We start from the raw sequence: 11,837 nt of genomic DNA on the forward strand, positions 1-11,837 counted from the left end.
CGACCGCGATGCTCTTCCCCGGGATGGGACCCGCCGCGTTCTCCGACGTCGGCCGGTTCATGGTGACCAACCGGTACACCAGGGAACTCCTCGCGGAGGCCGACGACACCCTCGGCTACTCCCTCGTCGACCGGTTCCGGCAGGCCGAGGGCGACTACTCCGAGTACGCCCAGATCGCCTTCCTGGTCAACTGCGTCGCCCTCGCCCGCTGGGCCGAGCAGACCATGGACCTCACCCCCCGGATCTGCGCCGGAGCCAGCTTCGGCGAGAAGTCCGTCGCCGCCTACAGCGGCGCCCTCACCTTCGCCGACGCCGTCCGGATGACGGCCGGCCTCGCCCGCTGTATGGACGAGTACTTCCGTACGGAGCACCTCGGGGTGGTCACGCACTCCTTCGTCCGCGCCCCCCGGGAGCGGCTCGACGAGATCCTCGCCGAACTCGACGAGCGCGGCGAATGGCACGAGATCTCCTGCCACATCGACCACGACTTCTTCATGCTCACCCTCCATGAACGCAACAGTGTCTGGCTGGAGGGCCGGCTCCGGTCGGTGGGCGCCATGCCGCTGTACGCCATGCGGCCCCCGATGCACGCCGCCGCCTTCGGCGGGCTGCGCGACAAGGCCGAGGAGGAGGTCATCGCCCCCCTCACCTTCCACGACCCGACCCTGCCCGTCGTCGCCGACCAGGACGGCAAGGTGCTGACCACCGGCGACGAGGTGCGCACCATGCTCCTGGAGAGCTTCGTCCGCCCGCTGCGCTGGCCCGACGTCATCTCCTCGCTCCAGGACCAGGGCGTCACCCGCGTCTGTGTCGCGGGCCCCGACAGCCTCTTCGGGCGGGTCGGCACCACCACCCGCGCCTTCGAGGTCATCGCGGCGACCCCGCGGCTCGCCCTCCAGCCCCGCGCGCGCACCACCTCGCGCTGACCCCGATCGGGGTTCCGCCCGCCCACCACGGCGGCGGGACCCCGGGGGTCCCCGCACCACGGCCGCCCGGCCACCACCACCGTCCGCCCCCCTGCCGGGGGCCGAAGGGAGCCTCCCATGTGGGACGCCCAGTTCGAGAACCTCCTCCGCCGCTACCTCCCGTTCCTCTCCGCCGACCAGCCGCTGGAGCAGGACATCAACCTGCGTGACATCGGCCTCGACTCGCTCGGCACCGTCGAGCTGCTCTCCGAGCTGGAGAACACCTACGACGTCCACTTCCAGGACGAGGCGCTCACCAAGGAGACCTTCGAGACCCCCGGCGTGCTCTGGAAGACCCTCTCCCAGATGGTCGAGCCGCGCCACTGACCACCCGGCCCGGCGCACAACCCGGGCCGCCAGCCCGGCCCGACGGAGGACCGATGCACGCCGCCGACCACGCCCTGCACGCCCGCTTCCTGCGCGGGCTCGCCTGCGCGCCCGACCGGCCCGCCGTACGGTTCGGCGGGCGGACCCTGACGTACGCGCAGGCCCACCGCACCGCCCTGACCTGGGCGGGTTCCCTGCTGCGCGCCACGCCGGAGCCCCCGGCCGCCGTCGGTGTCCTCGCCGACAAGGGCATCCCCGCCTATCTGGGCATCCTGACCGCGCTCTACGCCGGCGCCGCCGTCGTGCCGCTGCGGCCGGACTTCCCCGCGGCCCGTACCGCCGAGATGATGCGGGCCGCGGGGGTCACCGCCGTCATAGCCGACGGTCGTGGCCGGCGGCTGCTCCCCGAACTGCTCGCCGACCGCCGGGACACCGCCGTCCTGGCCGCCGACGAGGAAGGCGCCCCCGCCGACGAGAGCCCCGCCGACGGGAGCGCCCCGGGCCGCCGTGTCGCGATCGACGAGGGGTACGCGCTCACCGCGCCCCGGGACGTCGTCCCGGACGACACCGCGTACGTCCTCTTCACCTCCGGCTCCACCGGGCGGCCCAAGGGCGTGCCGCTCAGCCACGGCAATATCGCCCACTACTTCGAGGTCCTCGACGCCCGCTACGACTTCACCGCGGACGACGTCTTCACCCAGACCTTCGACCTCAACTTTGACTGCTCGCTCTTCGACCTGTTCTGCGCCTGGGGCGCCGGCGCGAGCGTCATCCAGATCCCGCCCCAGGCATACCGGGACCTGCCGGCCCACCTCGCCGAACAGGGCGTCACCGTCTGGTTCTCCACCCCGAGCAGCATCGCGCTGGTGCGCCGGCTCGGCGGTCTGGCACCCGGCTCACTGCCCACCCTGCGCTGGAGCTTCTTCGCGGGCGAGGCACTCAAGTGCGCCGACACGGAAGACTGGCAGCGCGCCGCGCCCGCCTCCTTCGTGGAGAACCTGTACGGCCCCACCGAACTCACCGTCACCGTCACCGCCCACCGCTGGTCCCCGGAGGTCTCCCCGGTCGTCGGCGCCAACGGCGTCGTCCCCATCGGCCCCCTCCACAAGGGCCTGGACCACGTCCTGATCGACGCCGACGGACTGCCCCACCCCGACACCGGGGAACTCTGCGTCACCGGACCCCAGATGGCGGGCCGCTACCTCGACCCCGCCGACGACCACGGCCGCTTCCTCGACCACGACGGGCGCCGCTGGTACCGCACCGGGGACCGGGTCCGACTGGCCCCCGGCGGGGAACTCGTCTACCTCGGCCGGATGGACGCCCAGGTCCAGATCCAGGGCTGGCGGGTGGAGCTCGCCGAGGTCGATCACGCCCTCCAGGGGTGCGAGGGCGTCGGCGAGGCCGTCACCGTCGGCGCCGCCACCGACGCGGGCACCGAGCTGGTCGTCTTCTACACGGCCCCCGCCCCGGTGCCGCCCGTCCGCTTCGCCGCCGTGCTGCGCGCCACCCTGCCCGACGGTGTCGTACCACGGCACTACCGCCATGTCGCCGAACTGCCGTTGAATTCCAACCGCAAGATCGACCGGCGAGCACTGACCGCACGTGCCGAGGAACTCCTCGGCTGAGCACGTCCGAGCGGCCGGGCAACCCCCCGGCCGCTCACTCATTGCCGCACCCCTTACAGCGACAGGCCCGGGGGAGTGTCTTCAAAGTAGCGTCGTCCGCCCGGAGGGCGGGGCTGGCGGGGTCTGGTGCGTGCGATCCCAAGGCGGAGGAGGGAGCCCATGCGGAGCATAGGCGACCGACGACAACGCAGGGAGGGTGCGTGCCAGGGCACGGCAGACAGACGGGACTTTGAAGACACGACCTAGGGGCCGCTAGGGGTATGTCGGCCGGCCCGCACCGGGCTAGCCTCACTATTGACAGACGTATTCGGGGGAGTTCGCCGTGTGTATTCACCAGACAGGAGAGCGGCGTTGAACAGCGTGGCCAACATGGTGTCCGACAATGCCGATAAGGATCTCCGCTACGGCGGACTCGTCCACGATCTCCTGGCAGGCTCAGGAAAAGCGACACCGAATTCCGATGCCATGGAAGACGCATTCGGAACCTGGACCTATCAAGAGCTGCTGAACCATAGTCAGGCATTCAGCGCCTGGCTGGACGGAAAGGGCGTCGCCCGCGGCGAACGCATCGTCGTCCAGCTCCCGAACATCCGCCAGACGGTCGCCGTGTTCTACGGAGCCTGCCGCCGCGGCGTCGTGTTCGTCCCGCTCAACCCGGGCATGAAGCCCTTCCACCTGCGGTCCGTCATCGCCGACGCCGACCCGCGCCTGGTCATCGCCGAGGACGAGACCGCGGCCGACCGGCTGCGTGACGTCACCGACCTGCCGGTGTACTCCATCGACTCCCTCTGGGCGGATGTCGAGCGGCTGCGCGACGCGGGCGCCGGAGCCGAGGCCGTCGAGGTCTCCCCGGAGGATCTGGCCGTCCTCATCTACACCTCCGGCTCCACCGCGGCCCCCAAGGCGGTCGCCTGCCCCCACCAGCAGATCGTGTTCGCCGCCTCCTCGATCAACGCCGTACTCGGCTACCACGCCGAAGACATCGTCTTCTGCCGGATGTCGGTCTCCTGGGACTTCGGTCTCTACAAGGTGCTGATCTCCACCCTCACCGGCGCCAAGCTCGTCCTCGCGGGCGGTGAGCCCGACATCGCGCTCGTCAAGTCCCTCCGCGAGAGCGGCGCCACGATGATGCCCATCGTGCCGTCCCTGGCGAGTATGCTCACCACCCTCATCCGGCGCGACCCCGAGGGCGCCCCGACGCTGCGGATGTTCACCAACAGCGCCGCCGCGCTGCCCCAGGTCACCATCGACGCCCTGCGCTCCGCGTTCCCCGGCGCCCAGGTCGTGCGCATGTACGGCCAGACCGAGTGCAAGCGCATCTCGATCATGCCGCCGCATCTGGAGCACGAGCGACCCGACTCCGTCGGTCTGCCGCTGCCCGGCACCACCATCGAGATCCTGGACGAGGACGGCACCCTCCTGCCGCCCGGTGAGCCCGGCGAGATCACCGTCACCGGACCCCATGTCATGGCCGGCTACTGGCGCGCGCCCGAGATCACCGCCCGCGCCTACCGCCGCGACGAGACCACCGGCGCGATGCGCCTGCACACCGGCGACTACGGCCACCTCGACGAGGACGGATTCCTCTACTTCGGCGGCCGGCGCGACGACATGTTCAAGCGCAAGGGCACCCGGATGAGCACCGTCGAGATCGAGGCCGCGGCCCTCGACATCCCCGGCGTCACCGCCGCCGTGGCGCTGCCCCCGACCGCCACCCGGGACCTGGCCCTGTGTGTCGCGTCCGACCTCGAACCCCATGACGTCCTCCGCAGCCTCGCGGAGCGGCTCGAACCGGCGAAGGTCCCCGCGACCTGCCGTATCGTCAACGACTTCCCGCTCACCCTGAACGGCAAGTCCGAGCGCAAGCAGCTCGCACGCCTGCTCGACGGGAGCGACAAGTGAACCAGTACGAAGAACTCGCCGACCAGTACGGCACCCCGCTCTACGTCTACGACCTCGACCGCGTCGCCGAGGCCCGGCACGATCTGCGCACCTCACTGCCCGACGAGGTCGAGATCTACTACGCCCTCAAGGCCAACCCCCACCCGCAGGTCGCCGGCGCCCTGCGCAGCGGCGAGGGCCGCGAGTGCCGCGCCGAGATCAGCTCCGTCGGCGAGCTGGCCGCCGCCCTCACCGCCGGCTTCCGTGCCTCCGAGATCCTCTACACCGGCCCCGGCAAGACCGACGGCGAACTGGACGAAGCGATCGGCAAGGGCGTCAAGACCTTCTGCGTCGAATCGCTGACCGACCTCCAGCACGTCGGCGCCGTCGCCCTGCGACACGGCGTCGTCGCCGACTGCCTGCTGCGCATCAACAGCGCCACCGCCAGCGCCACCACCAGCATCCGGATGACCGGAACCCCCTCACAGTTCGGCATCGACAGCGAGACCCTCGTCGACGCCATGCCCGAACTGCGCGCCGTACCCGGCACCCGGATCACGGGCCTGCACTTCTTCCCCCTCAGCAACGCGAGGGACGAGGCCAGCCTCATCGGCGAGTTCCGCCACACCATCGCCTACGCGGCCGGCCTCGCCGAGGAGACCGGTCTCACCCTGGAATTCCTCGACATCGGCGGCGGCTTCGCCCACCCCTACGGCGCGCCCGGCGAGCGCCCCGTCTACCGCGAACTCCGCACCGAGCTGGCCGCCGCCCTCGACGAGCACTTCCCGCACTGGCGCGAGGGCGCCCCGCGCATCGCGGTGGAGACCGGCCGCTACCAGACCAGCGGCGCCGGAACCCTGCTCACCCGGGTCGTCAACATCAAGGTCAGCCGGGACCGGAAGTTCGTCGTCATCGACGCCGGGATCAACACCTTCGGTGGTATGTCCGGCCTCGGCCGGCTGCTGCCGGTCGCCGTCGAACCCGAGTACACCGGCTCCGCCGAAGCCACCGAACTCACCGATGTCGCCAGCCTCGCCGGCCCCCTCTGCACCCCCGGTGACATCCTCGGCCGCGAGATCCGCCTGCCCGAACTGGCCCCCGGCGACCTCGTGACCATCCCCAACGCGGGCGCGTACGGCGTCACCGCGAGCCTGCTGATGTTCCTCGGCAGGCCCGCGCCGGTCGAGGTCGTCCTGAAGGGCGGCAAGGTCGTCTCCGCGTCCCGACTGGAGCACCACCGCACTCCGGCGACCCCCGGATAACCACGGCCGACCACCCGCCGCGCCCCCGGTGACCTCCGGGGGCGGCCGGTACCGAGCCCCCTGCGCACCACATCCGGGAACGCCCGCCACGGGCGTTCCCGCCTTTTCCCGCGCCGTCGCCACCGAGCCCGCGCGCGCCGCACCACGTATGTCGCCCGCCTTAGCGAGGAGTAAGCGAATGAGCGAGTCCGAGAACCCCGTTTCCGCCACCACAGCCGGTGCGGATGAAACCCCGGACACGCGTACGGCGCTGGCTCGGCGGCTGGCGGGACTGTCCCCCGCCGAGCAGGAGCAGCACCTCGTCGACATGGTGCACCGGCACACGGTCGCCGCGCTCCAGGCCGTCGCCCCGCTCTCTCCGGACCAGGTCGATGTGCAGCGCCCGTTCCTGGAACTCGGCTTCGACTCCCTCGCCGCCGTGGACCTGCACAAGCGGCTCACCGGCGAGACCGGCCTCGAACTGCCGGTGACCGTCGCCTTCGACTTCCCCACCCCCGTACTCGTCGCCGAGGAGATCCGCCGGATCGCCTTCGGCATCCGGCCCGCCCCGCTCGCGCCCGTCGTCGCCACCGGCAACCTGGACGACGACCCCATCGCGATCATCGGCATCGGCTGCCGTTTCCCCGGCGGCATCAACTCCGCCGAGGAACTGTGGCAGCTCGTCATGGACGAGGCCGAGGTGCTCTCCGGATTCCCCACCAACCGTGGCTGGGACGTCGAGGGCATCTACGACCCCGACCCGGGCAAGCCCGGCAAGAGCTACGTCCGCGAAGGAGGCTTCCTCCAGGACGCGGGCGACTTCGACGCGGACTTCTTCGGGATCTCGCCGCGCGAGGCCCTCGCCATGGACCCGCAGCAGCGGCTCGTCCTGGAGACCGCCTGGGAGGCGTTCGAACGCGCGGGCATCGACCCCGGCTCCCTCCACGGCAGCAAGGCCGGTGTCTTCATCGGCGCCGAGGTCCATGAGTACGGTACGCGCGTCCATGAAGCCCCCGAAGGGCTCGACGGCTACCTCATGACCGGCAACGCGCCCAGCGTCGCCTCCGGCCGGATCGCCTACAGCCTCGGGCTCGAAGGCCCCGCCGTCACCATCGACACCGCCTGCTCGGGCTCCCTCGTTGCCCTGCACCTCGCCGCGCACTCGCTGCGCCAGGGCGAGTCCTCGCTCGCCATCGCCGGCGGTGTGACCGTCATGGGCAACCCCGGCATGTTCGCCGCCTTCAGCCGGCAGCGCGGCCTCGCCGCCGACGGCCGCTGCAAGCCCTTCGCCGCCGCCGCCGACGGCACCGGCTTCTCCGAGGGCGTCGGCGTCTTCGTCGTCGAGCGCCTCGCCGACGCCCGCCGCAACGGCCACCCCGTGCTGGGCATCGTCAAGGGCTCCGCCATCAACCAGGACGGCGCCAGCAACGGACTGACCGCCCCGAACGGCCCCTCGCAGCAGCGCCTCATCCTCCAGGCCCTCGCCAACGCCGGTCTGAAGCCGGCGGACGTCGACACCATGGAGGCCCACGGCACCGGCACCAAGCTGGGTGACCCGATCGAGGCCCAGGCCATCCTGGCGACCTACGGGCAGGAGCGCGAAGAGGGCAGGCCGCTCTGGCTCGGCTCCATCAAGTCCAACCTCGGCCACACCCAGGCCGCGGGCGGCGCCGCCAGCCTCATCAAGATGCTGATGGGGATGCGCCACGGCAAGCTGCCGCGCAGCCTCCACATCGACGCGCCCACCCCGCACGTCGACTGGACGACCGGTGACGTCGCGCTGCTCACCGAGACCCGCGACTGGGACGCCCCCGACCGCCCCCGGCGCGCCGGTGTCTCCGCCTTCGGCATCAGCGGCACCAACGCGCACGTGATCATCGAGGAGGCGCCGGAGTTCGAGCCGAGCGCCGTGGAGCCGGTGGCCGGGTCGGGCGTGACACCGCCGTGGGTGCTGTCGGCCCGGTCGGCCGACGCGTTGCGGGGGCAGGCCGAGCGGCTGCTGTCGTTCGTCTCCACCGACGCCGATGTCTCCGTGGTGGATGTGGCGTACTCACTCGGTGTGTCGCGTGCGGGCCTGGAACACCGCGGTGTGGTGCTGGGGGAGTCGCGTGAGGAACTGATCGCGGCTCTGGAGTCGCTGGCGTCCGGTGCCGAGGCGCCGGGTGTGGTGACGGGTCGGGTCGCCGAGGGCCGGTTGGCGTTCCTGTTCACCGGCCAGGGTGCGCAGCGCGTCGGTATGGGCCGGGAACTCGCCGCCGAATTCCCCGTGTTCGCCGCTTCCCTGGAAGAGACCTGCGACCTGCTGGACGTGGGCCTGGAGGACCAGGACCACTCACTGCGCGAGGTGCTGTTCGCCGAGGAGGGCTCGGCCGAGGCCGCCCTGCTGACGCGGACGGTGTACGCCCAGGCCGCGTTGTTCGCGGTGGAGGTGGCGCTGTTCCGGCTGGTGGAGTCGTTCGGTGTGGTGCCGGACTTCGTCGCCGGTCACTCGGTGGGTGAGATCGCCGCCGCACACGTCGCGGGCGTGTTCTCGCTGGAAGACGCCACCATGCTCGTCGCCGCCCGGGGCCGGCTGATGGACGCCCTGCCGGAGGGTGGGACGATGGTGGCGGTGCAGGCCACCGAGGAGGATGTGCTCGCCCTGCTGGAGGGGGTGGAGGACGCCTCCATCGCCGCGATCAACGGCCCCGACGCCGTGGTCGTCTCCGGCACCGAGACCGGTGTCGCCCGGGTGGTCGACGTACTCCGGGACCGGGGCGCGAAGACCAAGCGGCTCGACGTCAGCCACGCCTTCCACTCACCGCTCATGGAGCCGATGCTCACCGAGTTCCGCCGGGTGGCCGAGGTCCTCGAATACCAGGCACCGCGGATCGCCGTGGTGTCGAACGTGTCCGGATCGGTCGCCGGCACCGAACTGGCCACGCCCGAGTACTGGGTCACCCACGTCCGCGAGGCCGTCCGCTTCAGCGCCGGCGTCCGGACCCTGCTCGGCGCCGGCGTCTCCTCCTTCCTGGAGATCGGTCCGGACGGTGTGCTCAGCGGGATGGCCCGTGGGTCGGTCTCCGACGCCGCCGACGTCGGCTGCTTCCCCGTGATGCGCCGGGGCCGGGGTGAGGTGCGGGAGTTCCTGACCGGCCTCTCCCGGATCGCCGTACGCGGAGTCCCGGTCACCTGGGAGCCGCTGATCGAAGGCGCCCGCCGCGTCGAGCTGCCCACCTACGCCTTCCAGCGCCGCTGGTTCTGGCTGGAGGCCGGCCGCTCGACCACGGACGCCCTGGGCCTGGGCCAGACCGCCGCGGAGCACCCCTTGGTGGGTGCCGTGGTGGGTCTGGCCGGTGGCGATGGTGTCGTCCTGACCGGTCGGGTGTCGTTGCACACCCACCCCTGGCTGGCGGATCACCAGGTCGCCGGGGTGACGCTGCTGCCGGGTACGGGCTTCGTGGAGCTGGCGGTCCGTGCCGGTGACGAGGTCGGCTGTGGCCGGCTGGAAGAACTGACGCTGGAGGCCCCGCTGGTCGTGCCCGACCGGGGCGCCGTCCAGCTCCAGGTCGTCGTCGGCGCACTGGAGGAGTCCGACGTCCGCACCGTCAGCGTCTACTCCCGCGCCGAGGAGGACGACGTCTGGACCCGCCACGCCACCGGATTCGTCGGCGCCGCCGTCGACGGCGGACTGAACCTGGAGGCATGGCCCCCGCCGGGCGCCCGGGCGGTGGACGTCAGCGACGTCTACGCCGGACTGGCCGACCAGGGCTACGGATACGGTCCCGTCTTCCAGGGCCTCCGGTCGGTGTGGCGCGGCGACGGCGAGGTGTTCGCCGAGGTCGTGTTGCCGGAAGGTGCACAGGCGGACGCCTCCGCATTCGGGCTGCACCCCGCCCTGCTGGACGCCGCACTGCACGCCACCGACTACCTCGACCCGGAGTCCGCCGTCGAGGGCACGCATCTGCCGTTCGCCTGGACCGGTGTCTCGCTGCACGCCACCGGTGCGTCCGAACTGCGGGTACGGATCACCGCCACCGGCAACGACGGATACGCGCTCGACCTCGCCGACACCACCGGCCGCCCCGTCGCCACCGTCCAGTCGCTCGTGCTGCGCCCGGTCACCGAGGAGCAGCTCCGCAGCGCCCAGGGCGGCAACGGCCCCGACAGCCTGTTCCGGGTGGAATGGGCCCCCGTCACCGCCGACCTCACCGCATCCGGCGCCGGCTGGGCCGTGCTCGGCGCCGACGCTCCCGAACTCGCCGCCGCCCTCACCGCGGCCGGCACCCCGGGCACCGCCTACCACGGCACGGCCGAGCTGAGCGCCGCCGTCGACGGCGGCACCACCCCCGATATCGTCGCCGTCCAGTTGCCGTCGGCCGGCGCCGCCGACGCCGACCTCCCGGACGCCGTCCGCGCCACCCTGAACACCGCGCTGGAGTTCGTCCAGAACTGGCTGGCCGACGAGCGTCTCGCCGAGACCAGGCTCGTGGTCGTCACCCGCGACGCCGTCACCGTCGACACCGCCGCGGGCGGCCCCGACCTGACCGTCGCCCCCGTCTGGGGACTGATCCGCTCCGCGCAGGCCGAGAACCCCGGCCGCATCCTGCTCGCCGACATCGACGGCACCGACCAGTCCCGTACCGCCCTGGCCGCGATCACCGCCGCCGACGAACCCGAACTCGCCTTCCGCAACGGCAACGCGTACGCCCCCCGGCTGGTCAGGTCCGTCAGCGAGGGCGGCCTCGTCCCGCCGTCGGACGCCGCGAGCTGGCGCCTGGACGTGCTGAGCCAGGGCACCCTGGAGAACCTCGCCCTCATCCCCAGCGACGCCGACGAGCTGACCCTCGCCCCGGGCGAGGTCCGGATCGCCGTCCGTGCCGCGGGAGTCAACTTCCGTGACGTCCTGGTGGCGCTCGGGATGTACCCGACCAAGGCGGACATCGGTGGTGAGGCCGCCGGTCTCGTACTCGAAGTCGGCCCCGGTGTCACCGACTTCACCCCCGGCGACCGGGTGATGGGTCTCTTCGACACCGCCTTCGGTCCGCACGCGATCACCGACCACCGCACCCTGGTGCCGATGCCCACCGGCTGGACCTACGCGCAGGCCGCCACGGCCCCGTTGGTCTTCGCCACCGCGTACTACGGCCTCGTGGACCTCGCCGAACTGCGCTCCGGCGAATCGGCGCTCATCCACGCCGCGGCCGGCGGCGTCGGCATGGCGGCCGTCCAGATCGCCCGCCACCTGGGCGCCGAGGTGTACGGCACGGCCAGCCCCGGCAAGTGGAACGCGCTGCGCGCCGCCGGACTCGACGACAACCACATCGCGTCGTCCCGTGACACCACGTTCGAGCAGAAGTTCCTCGCGAACTCCGGTGGCCGTGGCGTCGATGTCGTCCTGGACGCCCTCACCGGCGAATTCATCGACGCGTCACTCCGGCTGCTGCCGCGCGGTGGACGCTTCGCCGAGATGGGCAAGACCGATGTGCGCGACCCGGAGCGGGTCGCGGCCGAGTACCCCGGAGTGCGCTACCGGGCCTTCGACCTCTTCGAGGCGGACCTCGACCGACTCCGCGAGATCCTGCGCGAGCTGCTCGCCCTCTTCGAGAGCGGTGCGCTGCGGCCGCTGCCGGTGCGTGCATGGGACATCCGCAAGTCCAAAGACGCCTTCCGCCATATCGCCCAGGCCCGGCACATCGGCAAGGTCGCCCTCACCATGCCCACGGGTGGTTTGGGTGATGGTGTGGTGTTGGTGACGGGTGGTACGGGTGGGTTGGGTGCTGTGGTGGCGCGTCATGCGGTGGTGGTGCATGGGG

The 11,837-nt window shown here is 71.8% G+C and carries 6 protein-coding genes; all 6 read left to right on the forward strand.

From position 1 onward, the window contains the following. Window positions 1-8 precede the first annotated feature (8 nt). Entirely contained in the window at window positions 9-926 is a 918-nt protein-coding gene (locus ACH4S7_RS36370) for an ACP S-malonyltransferase (RefSeq protein ID WP_398525721.1), read from the forward strand. Between the two features lie 117 nt (window positions 927-1,043). Continuing rightward, complete coding sequence (locus tag ACH4S7_RS36375) at window positions 1,044-1,292, forward strand: phosphopantetheine-binding protein (RefSeq protein ID WP_398525715.1); 249 nt, start codon at window positions 1,044-1,046, stop codon at window positions 1,290-1,292. A gap of 53 nt (window positions 1,293-1,345) precedes the next feature. After that, a complete protein-coding gene (locus tag ACH4S7_RS36380; RefSeq protein WP_398525716.1) occupies window positions 1,346-2,920 on the forward strand; it encodes a D-alanine--poly(phosphoribitol) ligase in 1,575 nt (524 codons plus the stop codon). Between the two features lie 369 nt (window positions 2,921-3,289). Continuing rightward, window positions 3,290-4,822: an AMP-binding protein gene (locus ACH4S7_RS36385; RefSeq protein WP_398525717.1), complete on the forward strand. Its 1,533-nt coding sequence runs from the start codon at window positions 3,290-3,292 to the stop codon at window positions 4,820-4,822. Then, window positions 4,819-6,063, forward strand: a complete 1,245-nt coding sequence (locus ACH4S7_RS36390) for a type III PLP-dependent enzyme (protein WP_398525718.1) — start codon at window positions 4,819-4,821, stop codon at window positions 6,061-6,063. The genes ACH4S7_RS36385 and ACH4S7_RS36390 overlap by 4 nt, the downstream gene beginning before the upstream one ends. 178 nt (window positions 6,064-6,241) lie before the next feature. Continuing rightward, on the forward strand, window positions 6,242-11,837 hold a 5,596-nt coding region (locus ACH4S7_RS36395; protein ID WP_398525719.1), incomplete at its 3' end, for a beta-ketoacyl synthase N-terminal-like domain-containing protein.

It is taken from the genome of Streptomyces sp. NPDC020965 (assembly GCF_044333555.1).
Taxonomy (GTDB): Bacteria; Actinomycetota; Actinomycetes; order Streptomycetales; family Streptomycetaceae; genus Streptomyces.

Coding starts and splice junctions, on each gene's coding strand:
- ACH4S7_RS36370 (WP_398525721.1), top strand. CDS start 9: ATGCTCTTCCCCGGGATGGGACCCGCCGCGTTCTCCGACGTCGGCCGG.
- ACH4S7_RS36380 (WP_398525716.1), top strand. CDS start 1,346: ATGCACGCCGCCGACCACGCCCTGCACGCCCGCTTCCTGCGCGGGCTC.
- ACH4S7_RS36375 (WP_398525715.1), top strand. CDS start 1,044: ATGTGGGACGCCCAGTTCGAGAACCTCCTCCGCCGCTACCTCCCGTTC.
- ACH4S7_RS36385 (WP_398525717.1), top strand. CDS start 3,290: ATGGTGTCCGACAATGCCGATAAGGATCTCCGCTACGGCGGACTCGTC.